The following is a 20287-nucleotide window of genomic DNA, read 5'->3' as shown; positions in this document are numbered from 1 at the left end:
TTGGATGGTTATTCCAGTTCCACTAAAGTATGTCCACGCTCACTTTGAACGTGTTTTTAATTAAAGCCGCTTTGCTTTAAAATAGTGCCCCAGTCTATCTGTGGCGATAATTGCATCACAAACTATTTCAGGTGTTAATGTTAATGGCATGTTCCCCATTGTATCATTAGGGCTGCATGCTAATTCTGCAACTTTCATTAATTCATCTATTTTAGTCTCATGAATTCCAAGATCCTCCAGAGTTGTTGGCAATCCGACATCTAAACAAAAATTCATCACTTCTTCAAATTCTTCCGGAGAAGCATTTTCAAGTACTAATTGAGTTAAGGTACCAAAAGCCACTTTCTCACCATGGTAACACTGATGTGTTTCATGGATAGCCGTAAATCCATTATGAATCGCATGGGCTGCTGCGATACCACAGCTTTCAAAACCAATACCTGAAAGATATGTATTTGCTTCAACAATGTTTTCCAGTGCTTTTGTACATACTTTCGCTTGTGCAGAAACAAGAGCCTGAATACCGTTAGCAAGTAATGTATCATAACATAATCTGGCAATTGCCATAGAGGTGATGGTATAGTAGCCGCCAATAAAGTTAGGACTGTTTGACTGCATACATGCACGGGCTTCAAAATAGGTTGCCAATGCATCTCCCATGCCAGATACAAGTAAACGTGCCGGAGCAGAACTAATTACTTCAGTATCGACCAAAACCATGTTTGGATTTTTAGGAAGAAAAAGATAATCTTCAAAAGCGCCGTCGTCTGTATAGATAACTGATAAAGCACTGCATGGAGCATCTGTTCCGGCGATGGTAGGAACGATTACTACAGGAGCTTCTGCGTAAAAAGCAAGAGCTTTCGCTGTATCGTGGATCTTTCCTCCTCCAATTCCAACAACTACATCACAACCAGATTCCTTATATACGTTCACTAAGCGGTCAATTTCATTACGAGAGCACTCACCTTGAAAGATTTCGAAAAATAATTTTGTATTATATTCTTTTGCACTCTTTTCGATAGGTTCTTTAACACGTCCCTTACCGGATTCGCTAACTAATATAAAGGGCGCCTTTCCTATATTTTGCAAATGTTTACATAGCTCACCTAATATCCCTCTGCCTTGAACGTAACGTTCAGGGCTGCCAATTATATTAGCCATGTTAATTCCTCCTTAGATTGTTAGTTTGACAATTATATATCGATAAATATTTATCGATATAATATATTATATTTTTATTATACATAAATGTCAATCCAGATAAGTAATTATAGTTAATCTTTTATCAAAGGATATTAGGGATCCAGAACTATCAGCAGTTTTACAGATAGGTTATTAAGCGTGATCCTCTGCCAGGATTGGGTTGATAGCATTCCCCTTATTTTGTTTCTTGCCCTCCGGGAGATTTTTTACTCCAAGCATCGCAAATGTTAATATACTCTATTGGCAGTGTTTGCTTTACTTTTATTTTCTGTATATTCTAAAACCAAGCGGAGGATAGCTGGGTGATACCGTCCACAATTTCTTCTTCTGATAAACTGCTGTATCCCATGAGAACAAAATTGTCCGAGTAGCTTTGCCGGTTCATCCAATAGTCGGATACCGGATAAACTCCAACCCCTGCCCTTTGTGCTGACGCAATGAGTTCTTTTTCGGACATCCCATTATGAACCTCCAGCAGAATGTGCAGACCGGCATTTTTACCATGGATGTTTACCCTCCCTGCCATCTGACTTTGGATTGTGCTGATTAACATATCATGCTTTCTTTTATTGGATACAGAGGATTTGTTCAGCATCCGATTCCAATGCCCCTGCTGGATAAAGTGATACATGACTTTCTGCTCCAGCCAAGGAATAGAACAGTGATAACTTGAGAAGTTAGCATGGTATTTCTTCAGTAATTCCTCCGGCAAAACGAGAAACCCCATTCTTAGACCGGGAGCAAGCACTTTCGAAAAGGTGTTGACATAAATCACACGTTCTTTCTTGTCGAGGGAATGGATAGAGGGGATTGGTCTGCTGTTATAACGAAGCTCACTGTCATAATCGTCCTCGATAATATAAGCGTGATTCTGCTCCGCCCATTCTAACAGCTTGAGCCGTTTGTTGATTGACATGACAATACCTGTTGGGAACTGATGGGAGGGCGTGGTATAGACTAGCTTTGTACCGGAAGCCGAGAGTTTCATCAAATCAATGCCATCATCCTGTAATCCAATAGGCATCACATCATAACCATGATTGATGAAGGTTTCTCTGGCACTGTCATAGCAGGGGTCCTCCACAGCAACAATGTTGGTTTCCTGTATGAGCAACTGGCAGACTAAACTCAGGGCTGACATAGCTCCGGAGCAAAGAATAACTTGTTCCGGACGGCAAACAACCCCTCTGGAGTTGGTGAGATATTTCATAATCTGTACCCGAAGTGCTGAATCTCCCTTTTTCTCATGATAATCAGCGATATGCCCAATTTCATCGGATAGCAATACCTGATTCAGCAGCTTACGCCAGATACGAAGGGGAAAATTCGCAATATCAAGTCGGCAGTATTTGAAATCATACTGTACGGTATATGCTTCTTTTGATTTCTTTGTGATGGGCTTTTCAAAGTCAGTTTGTTTTATATGGGACGGAGCAAGGTTGTTTATCGCTATCTTCTGTACCTTATAGCCGCTGCCAATCTTGCTTTGAACATAACCTTCGGAACAAAGCTGCTGATATGCACTGTCAACCGTATTTCTTGCAACTATGAGTGTACTGGCCAATGTTCTGATCGGTGGGAGAATGCTACCCTCGCATAATTCTCCGGATATAATTTTATCCCTTAGTTGATGATAAATTTGCATATATAACGGTTCATCTGAATGCTTGTCTATGATTAACATATACTCTCTCTCCTTAATTGTACCTATTAAAAATTTGATAATTGTAACTTTTGATAGATACAATTATACGATATACTTGATAAGATATAAAGTATCATATTATGGAGGAATAAATCATGCAATACAGAATGAAAACACATATGATGACCAAGGACAAGATGGAGGATTTGCTGAATCGGACTGCAACGTGTAGTCTTGCTATGCTGAATGAGGAAGGTACACCATATGTCATACCAATGCACCATGTCTATCACAATGGCTTTATTTATATGCACGGCTTACCCAAGGGTAAAAAAATAAATAACATCAAAGCAGACCCTCATGTGAGTATCACCGCTTATGAAATGCAAGACTTACTCCTTGACCCGGACGGCAAGGCTTGCGATACCAACACAAAATACGAAAGTGTGATACTTTCTGGTATGGCTGCCTTGGTGGATGATATTGACCTGAAAAGGGAAGCTCTGATGGAGGTTGTAAAAAAATATACCCCTCACCTATCAGGGACTACACTGCCTGAAAATATGGTAAGAGGAACAGCAGTCATTCAGGTAGAGATTCTTGAAATGACAGGAAAATACTACGATTAAGGATATGCTGCACATGAAGAAAATCCTTAATCTCGTCTTTTTATTTATTGGGTTTCTGGCGGTTGGACTCGGAACGGTTGGCATTATCCTTCCGGTTTTGCCAACCACCCCGTTTTATCTGTTGGCTTGTTTCTGTTTCGCAAAAGGTTCGCCACAGTTTCATAAGTGGTTTACAGGCACGAAGCTATATCAGAAATACATGGCGGAGTTTGTAAGAACACGAGCCATGACGCTGAGGGCAAAGCTCGGCCTGTGTATTCCGGTGAGTTGTATCCTGATCATTACCATGATGCTTATTCCGTCATGGACTCTCCGAACAGGAATTGCTTGTATTATGGTATTCAAATGGTGGTATTTTACTTTCAAAATCAAGACAATACCAAGCAAAATACCACTTCATAAGACAGTACAGGAGGACACATGAAAATCTAAAATCAAATCGCAGTAGTTGAACGCAAGGGTAAAATGGGGTGCCACAGAGGTCACAAGTTTGGAGATACTTTCGACTTTATCATTTTCCGTCCGGTAATAGGCAAATCCCCTATCTATGCAACAATTTCAAATTTGTGAGGCAAAGTTTTAAGTCTAAATGACCTATGAACTCTGCCTCTTTTTTATTTAAAGATCGGAAAGATAGGAAGATAGGAAGATAAGAAGATAGGAAGATAGGCTGCCGCTGCCATGACGGAAGACTGTTTTTTCTAATACGGATAGAAAATGCAGACAAGATGACTATACGCGAACAATAGAAGTCTTTGGCTATGAGGATTGCAGTAAACTCGAACACAAAGTAAGGTGTTTATATAAATATGATGAAGTAAGTGGCACCGCTTTAAAGAAAGGTTGTCATAAAAAGAAAGCCTATATTTTTGTTGTTCAAAAACCAGACGGTGTAAAAATGGTCACATAAATACCCCAACTTACCGATTCAACCATATGCCTAAATCCTTCGCCGGCTCGAAATGCCATCTGTGATGTACATACCTGCCCTTTTGAGATCGACTAATATATTGCTAAAGACACGGTTCAGTTTAACTGACGGCGCTGCAATACTTAAGGTTCCGCCTAATGCCCCCCGGGTGTCGAAGATAGGGACGGCTATGCTGCTGATTCCCATATCTATTTCCTCAAACTCAGTGGCATAGCCTTGGGAATACACCTGCTTAATCACATTTTCAAATTCTTTTCGATCTGTAATTGTATGCGTAGTCAATTGTTCCAGATATATGGTGTTCAGAACCTTTTCCCGTTCATTCTCCGGCATATAAGCAATGCGCAGTTTACCTGACGCAGACGCATGCAATGGAAGGCTTGCACCAGATTTGGGTGTATAGGAATAACTTGTTTTGGGTGCTTCCAATGTTTCCACAGTATAAATATCTCTGTAAAAGCTGATTTGAAGCCAGGATGAAACATTATATTTTTCAGATATCTGCTCCATACGGGGATGAGCAATATCTCGTATACGCTGTATTTGAAGTTGATACACCAATTTTGATTTTGTCAGAAATTCATACCCTAAGGTATAAGTTCCCTGTTCTACATCTCTGGATAAGAATCCATTGGCAAGAAGTGTTTGTGCCAGTCCCCGTGTAGTGTTTATATTTAGATCCAGTTTCGAGCTGATCTCTTTGAGACTTATCTTTCGCCCTGCATCTCCAACGCAGTTTATGATGTCAATTGCCCGCTGTACTGATTGAATCGTTTTTACTTCTTCTTTCATAGTGTACCCTCCCTCAGTCATAATTGCCAAAATAGATTGGCTGTATTTAGATATTAATACTAATATTTTATAGTTACACGATAATGCCGTTATTCACATTGCATTATCGTTTTCTTCTGATATTATAAGCTCATAAATAAGAATTGTCAATTTACGATAGTACAGTTAATCTAGGAGGTTGATATAAATGGCTGATATGATGCGAATCCAGTCGGACATTGAGAGTCTGAAAGGTATTTCAGAACCATGTGATGCTGGAACAACTAGGATTGGTTTTACACAAGTCTACCGACAAGGAGCTGATTTTTTTAAGAGCCGTATGAAGGAAGCTGGTTTGGCTGTAAGAGAGGACGGGATCGGCAACATATACGGCAGATTAGAAGGATCAGGGAAGGGGTTACCTGCTATTCTGTCCGGTTCACATTTGGATACGGTGAGGTGCGCCGGGGCTTTTGACGGAATCGCCGGGGCGGTATGTGCCCTGGAGGCGGTCAGGATGATCAAGGAAAAGGGGATAACTCTGCGGCATACTTTTGAGGTAATCGGAACTATGGAAGAGGAAGGTACACGTTTTGGGCAGGTACTTTTAGGCAGCAAGTTTATAACCGGTGTGTTCGGTGAGAAAGAATTGGATGCAATCCGAGATACAGAAGGGAACACTTTAAGGGATGTCAATCATACTTATCTGCCTGCCAATGTCTGTCCGCCATATAGGGAAAGCGAAGAAATCTTAGCGTTTATAGAATTGCATGATGAGCAGGGGCCGGTTCTTGAAACTGAGAACATTGACATTGGCATTGTTGAGAACATCGTTGCAATTTCCTGGCTTACGGTAACGGTCACCGGCTTTGCAGGTCATGCAGGAACGGTTCCCATGCCTCTAAGGCAGGATGCAGCCTCAGGTGCATGCCGTTTAGTGAATCACATTGCGTGTCACACTACCCAGCATTATGCGCATAGTGCTACCGCCACTATTGGAAAGTTGGATTTGTTGCCGGGTTCTTCAAACTGCATTCCATCAAAATGCATTTTTACAGTAGATCTACGTTCAGGTAAGATGTCAAATATTGATGAATTGACTGCCTTCATTCAGCAAAAGGCCATAGAAGTGGCAAAAGAATGCAATGTGGATATTGAGGTTCGCATTGATTCCCGTCAAGATCCAATTGAAATGGACGGGCATCTGTGCAGCATGATTCAGGAAAGCTGTGAGCAGTTAGGGTATTCCTACCGCACTATGAACAGTGGAGCAGGGCACGATGCAATGATACTTTCTGCACGTTGGCCGGCTGCCATGCTGTTTGTCCCATGCATCAAAGGCATTACCCATAATCCTGAGGAGTACGTTTTTCCCGAGGCACTTGCAAAAGGAACGGATGTATTGTATCAAACTATACTTGCTTTGGACAGTAAGTCGTAAGAAAATGCTATGCATTTCTTGATAGATGAAATTTAATAAACAAAAAAAGATTGAGGAGGAAATTAACTATGGAAAACATTGAAAGAACAGAGGGAGCAGTAAGCATGAAGGACAATGAGAGTAAGGAACCGGTTTCCTGGGCTACTTTATTCTGCCGGTTGTTTGCACACCTCGCAAAAGAGGTAGTTGAAAAATTCGGCGAAGAAGGAGAACAGGCAATTAGAGATGGAGTTTGGGCTTTTGGTGAAGAGCGGGGACGAAACATTGCTGAGAGGGCAAAAGCAAAAGGCTGTACGATTGATGCTTTCAATTATCTACCTAACTATGATATGGGCAGAAGTGATGATTTTACCGCCGAAAATACATATGGAGACAATCAGGTGGAGCAACTCTTTACTCAGTGCGGATTTGCGGAACAATGGATTAAAGATGGAATGGAAGAATACGGAAAGCTGTATTGTGACGTTATCGATCCAGCTATTGCAAAAGGTTACAGCGAAGATTTGGAATGTATCCATGACAGACGTATTTATGAAAATGGAGTCTGTTCATTCTGTTTCCGTATGAAAAACAAAGATGCGCATAATTAGATCTACAAAGGTGTTAAGAATATAGAACAAAATATCTATGATAATTATGTGGCAATTCTACTCAGTGAGCTTGTACCTGCTCTCGGTTGTACAGAGCCTGAAATCATATTGAACTGTGAATGAAAGAGTCTGTCAATCAGAAGAAGATACAGAGTTCGTATGTTGATAAGAACAAAAAATTGAATAAAAATGGGAGATTACTATGGGAGAAAAAGAAGTATCAAAAGCAAATACTAATAATTCACTGTACAATAAATACTCTCTGAAAGAAAAACTCAAGGGTATGGGGCCTGGAATTTTGGTTGTCGGTACTTTTATGGGGCCAGGTTCCATAACCAGTGCTACCAGGGCTGGAGCCAGCTTTGGTTTCGCATTATTATGGACTGTTGTGTTTTCTATTATTGCCGTAATTGTTTTACAGGAAATGGCATCCCGCTTCGGAATTGTTACACAAACAGGCCTGGCAGAAGGGATTATGTCATATTTGGGAGACAAGCCGGTTATACGTAAAATAATGGCCGCTGTCATTGCATTTTCCATTACTCTGGGTGGAATGGCCTATATGGGCGGTGACTTAACAGGAACTGCTATGGGTGTGTCCTCAATAACCGGAATACCATCAAATATCGTTGCAGCTGTATGGGGGTGCTGTATACTTATAATAATAAATATCAGTGACGATATTCTTAAAACGCTTATGAAGCTTCTGTCTGTTACGGTAACAGTCATGGCCGTGGTGTTTACAGCAACAATGATTATTACAAAACCAGATATGAGCGAAATATTTAAGGGTATGATTCCATCGATACCCCATGGCTCGGCACTAACATGTGTTGCGATGATAGGTACAACAGTAGTACCATATAACATGTTCATTCACGCAACAAGTTCTAGGAGAACCTGGTCAGACCCTAAACAACTTCCCCTTTCCAGATTTGATACAACTATAACTATGATTATAGGCGGTATTATTACTGCCGCTATCATGATTAGTGCAGGTACTGTTATCCGCGGTGTTGAAGTAGCTTCGGCAGCAGATATGGCAGGCTCACTGGAGCCGCTGCTGGGACGTTTTGCAAAACCTTTTTTAGCTATTGGAATGGTTGCGGCCGGAGTCTCGGCCTCCACTGGTACTCCGTTGGGTGTTTCTTTTGTTTTATCTGGTCTGTTTGGCTGGGAAATGCACAGAAAAGATAAACGTTTTTTTTATACCAATGTTATTGTTCTTGTAACGGGAATTATAGTTGCCTTGTCCGGGTTTAAACCCGTAAGTATTATTATGACAGCGCAGGCGGTAAATGGAATTTTCCTTCCAATTGTAGTTTTCCTGTTAATTTATTTAACTAGTCGTGAGAAATTGATGGGCAAATATAAGAGTACTCCTATTCAGAATGTATTGGGTATCCTGGTAGGAGTGGTAACCCTTATTGTGGGAATTAGCAGTTTAATATCTTTTTTATAAATAAAATAAAGTATTAAAAAAGGCGTTGATTTATTTTTAATAGATCAACGCCTTTCATCTGTACCGGTAGACACACTTCAGAAACCGCGGAGATGAAGTCCTCAGTTGCTGTGAAACTACTTTCGGAATAAACTGATCGCCACTAAGGGAGTACGCACTCCCTACAAAATCATTATTGTACTCTCTAGGCAAGTAGAATGTGTGGTGTACATGTCAAAAGTTCAATCCCATGATCTGATATTTATGTTTGGGAATTAAAGAAGTAAATTATCTTTATTAATTTGTTTTTGCAGCTGATCTATCAATAACTGTTGAATTGAAGGCTCGTTTTCAAGACCTGACAGAACACAGTCAACTTTGAAACCTGCTGCAGTTAAAACAGAATATAAAGAATCCTGATGCTTGCCGGCCATGTCGTGAAAAACGTGATAACCGGCAAGCATTAATAATGGAATTAGCCATATATGTTTTATACTTCTTTTATGTAACATGGCGATAAAGTTACCTATATCCGAAAGAAAATCAAGAGTTAACACATAATAATTGATGTGATGATTATTATGAAAATAAGTTTCAAGTTCATTGTAATAAATACCGGATGAGTGGGAACTCCCATGCCCTAAGAATACAATCACCTCATCATCATTGTGAACTGGATATAAGGCTGCAAGAGAAGTGGAAATTGGGCCATAGCATCCTTTTGCAGCCAGTAATGGTGGGCAAATGTTGATTTCATTAAATAAATGTTGATGATCAGCCAGAGTTTGTTGCATTTTAAGAAAACTATGACCAGGCAGAAGGAATGTTGGCAGGATAAAAAGTGTAGTTATTTTATTATAATATAGCTGTTCCAGCACTTTAAAGAGAAAAGGCAGTCCCGTGGAATCCTTATCCTGTCCAAAGCTAATGATTGCTGGATATACAGCATAGTCTTGTAAGGCTGAAGTTAATTGTTTTTCTAGTGCTAAGATAAAATTATTACCGGTACTTAAAGAATTTGTACCATAACTTACAATCAGAATTGCTTTTTTTGGTTGATGCAGATCCATAGTGATAGGGCTCCTTTCCTCTTGAAATGTCTTTTTATATTAACCAATAAATCCTGCAAACAAATGAATAAATGTCATAGAGGAAGCAGCAACAGCCAGCCAAGTGCATCCACCAAGAATAATAGGTTTAATACCTTTCGTTAGTAAATCTTTGAATTTAATCTTGAATCCCACGCCTGCTAATGCAATGGTAATAAATAACTTATAACCGGCTTTTAAGTATTTATCTAATCCGTTAACTAAATCGAATAACCCCATTGTATTTAAAACTGCCATTATTAAAAAGCCAAGGATAAACCATGGGAATACCTTTAATACAGTTTTTGAAATACTTGTTTGCTCCGCATTTGTAGCATTGTTCTTAGACTGTTTACGAACAGTGATTATAGTAAAGATCACTGCTAAAGCTATGAGCATAGTAGTACGTGTAAGCTTCACAGTAATTGCCAGATTTAAGTCTAAACCATTTATAGCATTATATGTGGCTTCTGATGCTGCAACACTTGATGTATCATTGATTGCAGTGCCTGCAAGGAATCCAAATTGATTGGAAGTTAAATTAAGTTCACCTGCTAAGTATGGGTAAACCAGAGCTGCCAATATATCAAATAGGAAGATCGCTGTCATAGCGTAAGCAATTTCAGTTTCCTTTGCTTTAATAATAGAAGCGAGAGTAGCAATGGCTGTACCGCCACAGATACAAGTTCCTCCACCTACTAAAGTACAGGTATTCCAGGATTGTTTTAATTGTTTGCCAACGAAATAAGCTACTGTAAAGGATAAACAGATGTTTATAAAGATTAAAGGAAGCGCTTTCGCGCCAAATCCTAAGATCTGAGCAAAATTAAGTGTTCCGCCTGCAAGGATGATACCTAAGTTCAAGCACTTTTTACCTGCAAAAGTGGTACCTTTTTTAAAGTCTTTGTCTACGCTAGGTAAGATGTTTACAAGAAGCATACCGATAAATAGACCAATCATTGGTGCACCAATAATATTTTGAAGTTTTCCAAGATAAGTTGCTATAATTGCAATAACAACGCAGGTCCCAATAGCTATGTAAGATTTTTTGTTCATCATTTGTAATGTCCCCTCAAATGTAGTTAAATTTTTAACAATAAAGCCCGAAATAATAACCGATAGAGCTTTTACTCTATTCGGTTATTATAAAGCTTATATTAACAGGTTGCGCCGCCGACTAAGTGAAGCTTAGCATCTAAGATTTCCTGTTTGCGGTCTAGTAAATCATTCGTGTATAACTGAGCTTGAACATTTTCAAAACCAATACGAGAAATGGTATCGGATAAACGTTCTCCAGTCTGTCCTTGTTCTCTATAGAGAAGAATTGTTTTTTCAATGATTGCCAGAGCTTCCTTTTTGCTGGTGATTACACGATCTAGAGAAATTCCGTGTGCTACTTTTTTACCCCATCTGCCACCTATGTAAATCTTGTAGCCGTTTATGCCGTCTTCGATGCAATCAAAATGACATTTACCGACACAACGGCCACAGTTGTTACAGACATCTTTATCAATCGTAGGAACACCATCTTCCAACGTTGCAGCAGCCATAGGACAGGATTCTACAACAGAACATTTTTTACATGCATTACAATTATCTTCATCATAGTTAGGAATTAATTGACCGATAATGCCTAAATCATTTAAATCTGGTTTTACACAGTTATTAGGACAGCCACCTACAGCAATTTTAAATTTATGAGGTAATTTAACGCTAGCATAACCATTATAAAAGCGTTCGTGAATTTCTTCTGAAAGTGCAAATGTATCAATAAGACCATATTGGCATGTGGTTCCTTTGCAAGATACAACCGGACGTACTTTTGAACCGGTACCACCGGTAACAAGTCCTTCCTTTGCAATATATTCACGGAATTTCTCAATGTTATCGTAATGAACGCCTTGGCATTCAAGTGTTAATCTTGTTGTCATAGTAACGATACCGTTACCATAAATTTCAGATGCTTCAGATAAGCATTTGTTCTGAGCTGCAGTAATTTTACCATTTACAGTTATAATTCTTGCTGAAAAGTTATCAGTTCCCTTGTTTCTAAGAAATCCAAGGGCCTTTACTCTTTTTTCATCTTCTGCAGTTACTCTTAATTGTGTCATGTTTTTCCCTCCGTAAAATTAGTTAACTTCTATCTATAACTCAATTGAATTAAATATAGATCCACCTTCAAGAACCAAAGTATTTGTATATCCAAAGTGTTTCAGACGATTTTGTAATAAATAGGCTCTTTTACCTTTGGAACAGGCCAGTAATAGTTTATCATCCAATGAATAGTCCGCGACTTTGCCGGTAACCTTTGTTAAATCCATATAAGGAGCACCTGTAATGGATGGGGCTATAGAGGCATCAATTAATTTGTAACCTTCAGCCTTACCAGCCTTGTAATCTGCTGGAGTGATACTATTAAATGCACCACTTATTTTATTTAAAAGAACATTCACCGTATGTGAAAAGGGATGAATAGCTGTAGAGAATGGTGGTGCATACGCTAAATCCATATTCTCAATATCTTCTAAAGTTGCCTTCATCGTAAGAGCTGTAACTGCGATATCAATCATTTTATCAACGCTGCCTTTACCTAATACTTGAAGACCTAATAATTTCTTTGTAGTTTTATCGGCAATCATTTTTACTATAAAATAAGATGCCTGTGGATAGTAGTGTGCTTTATCATCCACTACAGTAACAACACTAACAGCATCATAGCCAGCCGCAATTGCCCCTGCTTCTGTTAAACCAGTTCTTCCTACATGAAGTTCAGGTAATTTGCATACACCGGTGCCGAGTACACCTCGATAGGATATGCGGCCTCCGGCTATATTTCTGGCAGCTATACGTCCTTCAATATTAGCGGATGAACCCATAGGGGACCAGGCGCTTTCTTTGGTTAATGCATTGGATACGCAAGCACAGTCTCCAACTGCATAGATATCAGGATCGTTTGTCATAAGAAATTCATTTACCTTGATTGTCTGATTTTTCATGAATTCCAGACCAGTGTTTACAGCAAAGGATGTATTAGCACGAATACCCATTGCAAGAATTACTGCATCACATTTGATAGCACGTTTTCCGGTTTGAACTTTCTCAACCTTCTCTTCACCAAGAATTGCTTCTAATCTGGTATTAGTCATTGCCATAATACTATGGTCAGCCAAATGATTTTCAACATACTCTGCAAATTCAGGGTCAAAACCAGGTAAGATGTGATCTGCCATATCCAGTACAGTTACGCGCACCCCTTGGAGGCTTAAGTTCTCAGCAACTTCCAGGCCAATAAAACCGCCACCTACAACGACAGCACGTTTGATCTTTCCCGCTTCTACTGCTTCGCGAAGACCAATGGCATCTTCAGGAGTTCTCATGTAATATACGCCATCTAAATCAGCACCCTCAATCGTTGGTTTTATTGGGCTTGCACCGGAAGCAATCACTAATTTATCATAGGAATATGTAGATTGTTCGTTCGTTGCCAGGTTCTTTGCCTCTACAGTTTTTTGATCCCGGTTCATATTGATAACTTCAGTTTCAGTCAATACTGTGACACCAGTTAATGCTGAAAAGCTGGCCGGTGTGTTGACTATTAATTGCTCCCGTTGCTCGATTACGTTACCCACATAGTAAGGCAATCCACAACCAGCGTAGGAAATATCCTTGCTTTTGGTTAGAATCGTTACGTCATAGTCGCGGTTTTCACGTTTTAACTTTGCTGCAACTTTAGTACCTGCGGCAACGCCGCCAATAATTAAAATCTTCACAGCTACACCCCTTTGTTTATTTTTTAACATATGTTTAATATAGCACTTGTTTTAATATAATAAAAGTGATAATATCTTATCCAAGTCATAGGTAAAACCTATGATAGAAAATAAAATTGAGGTGATTCCATGACGATACGTCATTTGAGAATATTTAATGAAGTAGCACAAAGTGGGAAGATGAGCATTGCTGCAGCTAAGTTTTATGTATCCCAGCCAACCGTAAGTCAAGCAATTAAGGAGTTAGAAGACCATTATGGGGCGCTATTGTTTGAACGGTTATCGAAAAAGCTATATATAACAGAAAAGGGAAGACAGCTGCTTTCATATTCTAAGCAGGTGGTAGAACAATTTGATTATTTAGAAAGTAAAATGTTTGAAGCAACAGGGTATCAAAAGCTTAAAGTTGGTTCAACGATTACAGTAGGAAGCTGTCTAACAAGTGATATATTGAATTCATATCAAGAGTTAAATAACGAAGTTGAAATCTATTCCTACATAAACAATACACATCATATCGAAGAGAAGATATTGAATTCTGAGTTAGATATTGGTCTTGTAGAGGGCAGAGTAAAGAGTCCGGATTTAGTGACGATACCTGCTGTAGACGATTACTTGGTTTTAGTATGTAGTGCGAATCACCCATTTGCAAAGAAAAAGAGCTTTACATCTAAGGATCTGGCCGGAGAAAAATTTGTAATGCGAGAAGAAGGCAGTGGAACACGAGAGCTATTTGAAAATTATTTAAAGGAACAGGGTGTATCCATAAATATTAGCATGGTTGCAAATTGTCCAACAGCAATGATCCGATCTGTGATAGATAATCATTGCTTGGCTGTACTATCCATTCGACTTGCAAAAGAGCAGATTGAAAATGGCAGGATCGTCGTAATTAAGAATAGAGATACTACATGGAATCGCTCCTTTAGTATTGTATATCATAAAAACAAATTTATATCAAAGCAAATGGAAGAATTCATTGATCTGGTAAAAAAATATAAGTATGCAGAAATCTTCGATCGTTTATTGTAGTAATATAGGTAAATCTTATGATTGTCTTAGAAGATTATTATTTGTATCAATATAGGTGCTGTGTTATGTTAGAAGTAACGATACTTGGAGCTTCAACTCTAAAGTAGAATGAAAAAGTGAGGTTATAAAAATGAACATCAGCATGGTGGGGATTGACTATAATACCGCTGGCATCGAAGATAGAGAGCATTTTTCTCTAACATTTGAAAAACAATTAGAAATTGCAAAAGTAATGAAAGAGAGATATCATTCGAGCGGTTGTATCATAGTATCTACCTGCAATAGAACCGAAATCTGGTTTAGTGAACTGGGTACATCTGAAGTAGAATGTTTTAGTCAGCTGGTGATAGGAGAAAATGCCAAAGAGACTATGCGTAGCTTTTGTGTTTGCAGGCAGGGGGATGAGGCAGTAAATTACTTAATGGAATTAGGTTGTGGTATTCACTCCCAGATATTTGGTGAAGATCAGATTTTAACTCAGTTAAAACAAGCTCTGCAGCAAGCAAGAGAGTATCAATATATAGACTCTGTCTTAGAGTGTTTATTTCGAATTGCTATTACAGCTGCAAAGAAAGTTAAAACCAATATTCAAATAGCAAAGAGTAATACTTCCCTGCCTCGCACAATTGTAGAACAACTGGAAAAAGAACAGGGTGATTTAACGGGGAAATCTTGTTTAGTAATTGGTAATGGGGAGATGGGTCGTTTAATGGCTCAAAATTTATTAGAGAAGAAGTGTGAGGTGTGGATGACCCTTCGCCAATATAAAAAAAGTAAAGCAGTCATTCCGGAAGGCAGTGGAGTGGTATTATATGATGAGAGATATGAATATATTGAAGCTATGGACTATATTTTTAGTGCGACCAAAAGCCATCATTTTACCATAAATAAGAAAACGTTTGAAAATAAAAGACGGAAAGGGAAGAATTATAATCTGATTGATATGGCAATCCCAAGAGATATCGAGCCAAGTGTAGAAGAACTTGATGATGTAAATGTATTCAATATGGATTACTTTTGTCAGGAAGCAAATGGCAGAGAACATGTATTAGAAGAAACAAGGGAGCTGTTAGCTGAGTATGCAGATGAATTCAAACAGTGGTATCAATTCCGTAATCTTGCATCAACGGTTGATGGCATCAGTGATATTGTTAGTGAAATTACGGATGCTAAGCTGACAAAGGTCTATAAATCAATGGATATATCCAAGGATCAACAAGAACTATTGCAATCAAATGTTCAAATGGCTACTAAAAAAGCAGTATCTAAGATTATATTCGGACTTCGTGATGTCTTACAGATTGACCAATGTGGAGAAGTACTAAAAGCGTTGGAACAATCAGCTATGTATTGCGTTAAGTAAACAAGTCATGTAATTACATAAGTATGTTAATTAGGTAGGAGGAAAGATTTGAAATTTCCAGTATTTATAGATTTACAAGATAAAAAGATTATTGTGATCGGTGGGGGAAATATAGCCTTAAGAAGAATACAAACGATTCTTCCGTTTGGCGGGAAGATAACGGTTATTTCACCTGAATTGCATGAAGGTTTACTCGATTTATTTCATAACCATCAGATCGGCTGGTTGCAAAAAGAGTATACAATGGGTGATTGTAAGCAAGGATATATGGTTTTAGCATGCACCAATGATCGAAAAGTTAATGATTCCGTTTATAAAGAAACAAAAGAACTGGACTGTTACCGTAATATTTGTGACTGTAAAGAAGAGAGTAATTTCTATTTTCCTGGTATTGCAAGTAAGGGAGAAATTGTAGTTGGAATAACGGCCAGCGGTATGGATCATCATTTGGCAAAAGATGTGACTAGGAAAATACAACAGGAATTAGAGACAAAAGCCTGGGAGACAAAGTTTTCAGATTATGGAAAGGCGTAATTATTAATATGAAAAAGAATAAAATTGTAGTGGGTAGTAGGGATAGTAAATTAGCTGTAATGCAGACGGAATTAGTAATGAAAAAGATTATGCGCTACAACCCGGAAATAGAGTTAGAGTTAATTACGTTAAAGACTACCGGTGATTTAATATTAGATCAGAGCTTAGATAAGATTGGCGGAAAAGGCCTCTTTGTTAAGGAATTAGACCAGGCATTGCTAGATGGCAGAATTGATATTGCAATTCATAGCTTAAAGGATATGCCGATGGAAGTGAATGAAGAACTTCCAATTGTGGCGTTACCAAAGCGCGGGGATGCAAGAGATGTATTAGTGCTGCCACAAGGATGTGAATTCGTAGAAAATAAAGATAAGGCTTTATCCTTTCAAAATATCGGTTCTTCTAGTGCAAGAAGAAAGTTACAAATAAAGAAATTAATTCCAGATGCGTGTACAAGTATTGTTCGCGGAAATGTTATTACAAGACTGGCTAAATTAGATAGGGGAGAATATTCCTCTTTGATTTTGGCAGCAGCAGGGTTACAAAGAGTTGGATTACCTCAACGTATTAGTCACTTTTTTTCGGTGGAAGAAATGATCCCGGCAGCAGGTCAAGGCATTCTTTCCATTCAGGCCAGAAGAGATTTAGATGCCGGATTCTTAAAATACATAAAGGATGATAATACCACATATGCAGCCCTGGCAGAAAGAAGCTTTGTCCGCACTTTAGATGGAGGCTGTTCTTCTCCAATCGCAGCGCATGCAATGGTAGAAGGGGAATATATAAAGTTAATCGGCTTGTATTATAATGAGATAACCACAGAACATAGAGTTGCCGAAGCTGTAGGCCACAAGGAAAGAGCAGAAATAATCGGGGAACAATTAGCATTACGCTTAAGAGGTGAGATTGGATGATGGAAGGAAAAGTGTGGTTAGTTGGAGCGGGACCATCGGATCCTGGATTGCTTACGATAAAAGGGAAAAATGTTTTAGAGCAAGCGGAAGTAGTGGTATATGATCAGTTGGTTGGACAAGGAATTCTTCAAATGATACCAAAGTCTGCTAAGAAGATAAATGTTGGGAAATATTCAGGAAATCATACGGTAGTACAAGAACGTATTAATGAAATTCTGTTAGAAGAGGCTTTAGAAGGAAAAAGAGTAGTAAGGCTAAAAGGCGGTGATCCTTTCTTATTTGGCCGAGGGGGAGAGGAGCTTGAGTTACTTTGTGAACATGGTGTTCCTTATGAGATTGTACCAGGTATTACATCTGCAATCTCTGTACCTGCCTATGCGGGGATACCGGTGACTCATCGTGATTTTACCTCCTCTTTGCATATTATTACCGGACATAGAAAGAAAGGATGCCAGGAATCCATAGATTATAAAAGTTTAGCAGCGCTTGGAGAAACAACACTCGTGTTTTTGATGGGGGTTGCTGCATTACCTGATATTTGCAGAGGTTTAATAGAAGCAGGTATGGATCAAACGACTCCTGCAGCAATATTAGAACGTGGTACAACAGCAAAGCAGAGAAATGTGATTGCAACTATTGCTGCTTTGCCAGAGGAAGCTATAAAGCAGAACATAGGAACACCTGGAATTATTGTAGTAGGTAAAGTGTGTTCACTTTCTCAAACCTTTGCTTGGGCAGAGAAGAGATTACTTAGCGGAGCAAGAGTGGTTGTAACAAGGCCAAAAGATAAGGTATCCTCTCTGGCAACAAAGCTATATGATCTTGGAGCAGAGGTAGTCATGCTATCAGGAACTTCTACAAAACCAATTCTGGATAACACCCAATTGATAGAGGTACTTAATACAATCAAGGATTATAAATGGATTCTGTTTGGAAGTGAAGTGGCTGTAGATATATTTTTTGATAGTTTATGGCAACAGCAGATAGACATTCGAACCCTATGGAACTGTAATTTTGGAGCAGTAGGACCTTCTACCCGCAGGGCAATAGAGAAAAGAGGTATTCGTGTAACCTATATGCCGAAGAAATACTATGGAATGGAACTGGGAAAAGGAATTGCAGCAATGGCCCAGCCGGAAGATAAAGTGCTTGTATTAATGCCTAATGAAACAGACAGTGAACTTGCCAATTATTTGTCTACTACAAATGTTCATAGGAAGGCTGTTCCAGTGTACGATATAATTTATGAAGAAAATGAACAAGTATGTATCGGGGAAACAGATATTGTAACATTTACAAGTGCTTCAACAGTTCGCAGCTTTGTCAAAACAATGAAGGATATGGATTTTCATAAGGTTCAGGCAGTTTGTATTGGTGATCTGACGGCGAGAGAAGCAGCATTGTATGGAATGAAAATTTCAGTTGCAAAAGAGGCTACCATTGATAGTTTAATTGAAAGGGTTATAGAAATAAATATGAGGGGATCGTAAGGGATTGGAAGCTTGGAAGAGTGAGTTATGGAATTATTAATACGTCCGAGAATATTAAGAACAAATCCACTGATTCGTACATGGCAATAAACTATGGAAAAGAACTTGCCAAATTTATAAAGGATGGGAGAATTGGTTAATGACTAAATCAGAACAATTATTTGAACGGGCAGTAAAACACCTTCCAGGTGGAGTAAATAGCCCGGTAAGAGCATTTTTATCAGTCGGCGGTAGTCCGCGTTTTATTGAGTCGGCAAATGGGGCATATATCTATGATGTGGATGGAAATAAATATATTGATTATATAAATTCATGGGGGCCGATGATTCTAGGTCATAATCATGAAGTTATCCGAATGGCAGTGATAGAAGCAGCACAAAAAGGTTTAAGCTATGGCGCTGCTACAGAAGTTGAAGTTGAAATGGCAGAACTATTGTGTGAAATTGTTCCATGCTTTGAAATGGTACGAATGGTAAACTCAGGAACAGAAGCAGTAATGAGTGCCATTCGAGCTGCAAGAGGATATACAAGAAGAAGTAAAATTATTAAATTTGAAGGCTGCTATCATGGTCATAGCGATGGTTTATTAGTAAAAGCAGGGTCTGGAGTAATGGCTGCTGGAATTCCGGACAGTTTGGGAGTTCCAGGTAATATTGTAAAAGACACATTACAAGCAAAGTATAACGATCTGGATAGCGTTATTGAGTTATTTGAGCGGAATAAGGATGAAATCGCTGCAGTTATTGTAGAACCGGTGGCTGCTAATATGGGGGTTGTATTACCACAAGAGGGATTTTTGCAAGGTCTAAGAGAATTATGTACGAAACATAAAACACTTCTGATTTTTGACGAAGTAATCACAGGTTTCCGACTTTCTTTAAGCGGAGCACAAGGTTACTATAATATCCTGCCAGACTTAGCAACATTTGGAAAAATTATTGGTGGTGGTATGCCTGTGGGGTGCTATGGTGGACGAAGGGAAATTATGGAAATGGTGGCACCAGTTGGTCCGGTATATCAAGCAGGAACTTTAAGTGGGAACCCGGTAGCTATGGCAGCAGGTATGGCTCAGCTTAAGTATTTGAAGGAACATCCGGAGGTTTATACTAAGATTAATGATCTTGGAGAGTATTTTAGGAATACAGTAAATACGTTATTTGGTAGGTATCATATGAAGTATCAAGTGACTGGGATAGGTTCATTAGCGTGTTTTTTCTTTGCAAATTCTAAGGTTACGGATTATGAGACAGCAAAGATGGCAGATACGAAGGAATATGCAAGATATTTTAGATTTATGTTAGAACATGGAGTATATATAGCACCTGCTCAATTTGAGGCAATGTTCTTTTCTTATGCTCATACTCATCAGGATATTGAAAACACACTTCTTGTCATTGATCAATATTTAAAGTCAATATAAAGTTTGCAGGATCCAATATTTT

18 protein-coding genes are annotated in these 20287 nt (G+C 38.8%); 11 read left to right on the top strand and 7 right to left on the bottom strand.

Annotation, left to right across the window (positions count from 1 at the left end; genetic code table 11):
• Positions 1–60: 60 nt before the first annotated feature.
• Both H171_RS18200 and pdxR read right to left on the bottom strand, forming a co-directional pair.
• Complete coding sequence (locus H171_RS18200; RefSeq protein ID WP_100306393.1) at positions 61–1164, bottom strand: glycerol dehydrogenase; 1104 nt, start codon at positions 1162–1164, stop codon at positions 61–63.
• Between the two features lie 319 nt (positions 1165–1483).
• Positions 1484–2890, bottom strand: a complete 1407-nt coding sequence (gene pdxR, locus H171_RS18195) for a MocR-like pyridoxine biosynthesis transcription factor PdxR (RefSeq protein WP_100306392.1) — start codon at positions 2888–2890, stop codon at positions 1484–1486.
• A gap of 116 nt (positions 2891–3006) precedes the next feature.
• On the opposite strand from pdxR, the gene H171_RS18190 reads away from it, so the two are divergent.
• Both H171_RS18190 and H171_RS18185 read left to right on the top strand, forming a co-directional pair.
• Positions 3007–3480 carry a pyridoxamine 5'-phosphate oxidase family protein gene (locus H171_RS18190; protein ID WP_100306391.1) on the top strand — a complete coding sequence of 158 codons (474 nt, stop codon included), beginning with the start codon at positions 3007–3009 and terminating at the stop codon, positions 3478–3480.
• 13 nt (positions 3481–3493) lie between these two features.
• Complete coding sequence (locus tag H171_RS18185; protein ID WP_100306390.1) at positions 3494–3904, top strand: YbaN family protein; 411 nt, start codon at positions 3494–3496, stop codon at positions 3902–3904.
• Positions 3905–4420: 516 nt separating this feature from the next.
• Here the strand turns inward: H171_RS18185 and H171_RS18180 are convergent.
• Positions 4421–5203 carry an IclR family transcriptional regulator gene (locus H171_RS18180; protein WP_166433634.1) on the bottom strand — a complete coding sequence of 261 codons (783 nt, stop codon included), beginning with the start codon at positions 5201–5203 and terminating at the stop codon, positions 4421–4423.
• Between the two features lie 187 nt (positions 5204–5390).
• On the opposite strand from H171_RS18180, the gene H171_RS18175 reads away from it, so the two are divergent.
• The 3 genes from H171_RS18175 (at position 5391) to H171_RS18165 (ending at position 8675) form a co-directional block, all read left to right on the top strand.
• Positions 5391–6623 carry a Zn-dependent hydrolase gene (locus tag H171_RS18175; RefSeq protein WP_100306388.1) on the top strand — a complete coding sequence of 411 codons (1233 nt, stop codon included), beginning with the start codon at positions 5391–5393 and terminating at the stop codon, positions 6621–6623.
• Positions 6624–6691: 68 nt separating this feature from the next.
• Positions 6692–7213 carry an L-2-amino-thiazoline-4-carboxylic acid hydrolase gene (locus H171_RS18170; RefSeq protein ID WP_242976992.1) on the top strand — a complete coding sequence of 174 codons (522 nt, stop codon included), beginning with the start codon at positions 6692–6694 and terminating at the stop codon, positions 7211–7213.
• 202 nt (positions 7214–7415) lie between these two features.
• Entirely contained in the window at positions 7416–8675 is a 1260-nt protein-coding gene (locus tag H171_RS18165) for an Nramp family divalent metal transporter (RefSeq protein ID WP_100306387.1), read from the top strand.
• Between the two features lie 254 nt (positions 8676–8929).
• Here the strand turns inward: H171_RS18165 and H171_RS18160 are convergent, their stop codons facing one another.
• The 4 genes from H171_RS18160 to H171_RS18145 all read right to left on the bottom strand — a co-directional run bounded on the left by H171_RS18160 (position 8930) and on the right by H171_RS18145 (position 13512).
• Positions 8930–9724: a sirohydrochlorin cobaltochelatase gene (locus H171_RS18160; RefSeq protein ID WP_100306386.1), complete on the bottom strand. Its 795-nt coding sequence runs from the start codon at positions 9722–9724 to the stop codon at positions 8930–8932.
• Positions 9725–9763: 39 nt separating this feature from the next.
• A complete protein-coding gene (locus tag H171_RS18155) occupies positions 9764–10801 on the bottom strand; it encodes a YeiH family protein (RefSeq protein WP_242976990.1) in 1038 nt (345 codons plus the stop codon).
• A 98-nt stretch (positions 10802–10899) separates the two neighbouring features.
• Positions 10900–11853: a (4Fe-4S)-binding protein gene (locus H171_RS18150; protein WP_100306385.1), complete on the bottom strand. Its 954-nt coding sequence runs from the start codon at positions 11851–11853 to the stop codon at positions 10900–10902.
• Positions 11854–11886: 33 nt separating this feature from the next.
• A complete protein-coding gene (locus tag H171_RS18145) occupies positions 11887–13512 on the bottom strand; it encodes an FAD-dependent oxidoreductase (RefSeq protein WP_100306384.1) in 1626 nt (541 codons plus the stop codon).
• Positions 13513–13641: 129 nt separating this feature from the next.
• On the opposite strand from H171_RS18145, the gene H171_RS18140 reads away from it, so the two are divergent.
• From H171_RS18140 to hemL, 6 genes are all read left to right on the top strand, one after another.
• Positions 13642–14544, top strand: a complete 903-nt coding sequence (locus tag H171_RS18140) for a LysR family transcriptional regulator (RefSeq protein WP_100306383.1) — start codon at positions 13642–13644, stop codon at positions 14542–14544.
• A 130-nt stretch (positions 14545–14674) separates the two neighbouring features.
• Positions 14675–15907 (top strand): glutamyl-tRNA reductase, encoded by a 1233-nt coding sequence (gene hemA, locus H171_RS18135; protein WP_100306382.1) that lies wholly within the window; start codon positions 14675–14677, stop codon positions 15905–15907.
• 48 nt (positions 15908–15955) lie between these two features.
• Positions 15956–16441 carry a precorrin-2 dehydrogenase/sirohydrochlorin ferrochelatase family protein gene (locus H171_RS18130; RefSeq protein ID WP_100306381.1) on the top strand — a complete coding sequence of 162 codons (486 nt, stop codon included), beginning with the start codon at positions 15956–15958 and terminating at the stop codon, positions 16439–16441.
• An 8-nt stretch (positions 16442–16449) separates the two neighbouring features.
• Positions 16450–17355: a hydroxymethylbilane synthase gene (gene hemC / locus H171_RS18125; RefSeq protein ID WP_100306380.1), complete on the top strand. Its 906-nt coding sequence runs from the start codon at positions 16450–16452 to the stop codon at positions 17353–17355.
• Complete coding sequence (gene cobA, locus H171_RS18120) at positions 17352–18845, top strand: uroporphyrinogen-III C-methyltransferase (protein ID WP_207655204.1); 1494 nt, start codon at positions 17352–17354, stop codon at positions 18843–18845. The genes hemC and cobA overlap by 4 nt, the downstream gene beginning before the upstream one ends.
• A gap of 139 nt (positions 18846–18984) precedes the next feature.
• Entirely contained in the window at positions 18985–20265 is a 1281-nt protein-coding gene (gene hemL / locus H171_RS18115) for a glutamate-1-semialdehyde 2,1-aminomutase (protein WP_100306379.1), read from the top strand.
• The last annotated feature ends 22 nt before the right edge of the window (positions 20266–20287 follow it).

This window comes from [Clostridium] celerecrescens 18A, from assembly GCF_002797975.1.
In the GTDB taxonomy this organism is placed as follows: Bacteria; Bacillota; Clostridia; order Lachnospirales; family Lachnospiraceae; genus Lacrimispora; species Lacrimispora celerecrescens.
The sequence above is the reverse complement of the archived record's forward strand: the minus strand, read 5'-3'. Positions and strand labels throughout refer to the sequence as shown.

What these genes read in the sequence shown, in the direction of transcription:
- H171_RS18200 (WP_100306393.1), bottom strand. Translation starts at nt 1,164, where the DNA reads ATGGCTAATATAATTGGCAGCCCTGAACGTTACGTTCAAGGCAGAGGG.
- pdxR (WP_100306392.1), bottom strand. Translation starts at nt 2,890, where the DNA reads ATGTTAATCATAGACAAGCATTCAGATGAACCGTTATATATGCAAATT.
- H171_RS18190 (WP_100306391.1), top strand. Translation starts at nt 3,007, where the DNA reads ATGCAATACAGAATGAAAACACATATGATGACCAAGGACAAGATGGAG.
- H171_RS18185 (WP_100306390.1), top strand. Translation starts at nt 3,494, where the DNA reads ATGAAGAAAATCCTTAATCTCGTCTTTTTATTTATTGGGTTTCTGGCG.
- H171_RS18180 (WP_166433634.1), bottom strand. Translation starts at nt 5,203, where the DNA reads ATGAAAGAAGAAGTAAAAACGATTCAATCAGTACAGCGGGCAATTGAC.
- H171_RS18175 (WP_100306388.1), top strand. Translation starts at nt 5,391, where the DNA reads ATGGCTGATATGATGCGAATCCAGTCGGACATTGAGAGTCTGAAAGGT.
- H171_RS18170 (WP_242976992.1), top strand. Translation starts at nt 6,692, where the DNA reads ATGGAAAACATTGAAAGAACAGAGGGAGCAGTAAGCATGAAGGACAAT.
- H171_RS18165 (WP_100306387.1), top strand. Translation starts at nt 7,416, where the DNA reads ATGGGAGAAAAAGAAGTATCAAAAGCAAATACTAATAATTCACTGTAC.
- H171_RS18160 (WP_100306386.1), bottom strand. Translation starts at nt 9,724, where the DNA reads ATGGATCTGCATCAACCAAAAAAAGCAATTCTGATTGTAAGTTATGGT.
- H171_RS18155 (WP_242976990.1), bottom strand. Translation starts at nt 10,801, where the DNA reads ATGATGAACAAAAAATCTTACATAGCTATTGGGACCTGCGTTGTTATT.
- H171_RS18150 (WP_100306385.1), bottom strand. Translation starts at nt 11,853, where the DNA reads ATGACACAATTAAGAGTAACTGCAGAAGATGAAAAAAGAGTAAAGGCC.
- H171_RS18140 (WP_100306383.1), top strand. Translation starts at nt 13,642, where the DNA reads ATGACGATACGTCATTTGAGAATATTTAATGAAGTAGCACAAAGTGGG.
- hemA (WP_100306382.1), top strand. Translation starts at nt 14,675, where the DNA reads ATGAACATCAGCATGGTGGGGATTGACTATAATACCGCTGGCATCGAA.
- hemC (WP_100306380.1), top strand. Translation starts at nt 16,450, where the DNA reads ATGAAAAAGAATAAAATTGTAGTGGGTAGTAGGGATAGTAAATTAGCT.
- cobA (WP_207655204.1), top strand. Translation starts at nt 17,352, where the DNA reads ATGATGGAAGGAAAAGTGTGGTTAGTTGGAGCGGGACCATCGGATCCT.
- hemL (WP_100306379.1), top strand. Translation starts at nt 18,985, where the DNA reads ATGACTAAATCAGAACAATTATTTGAACGGGCAGTAAAACACCTTCCA.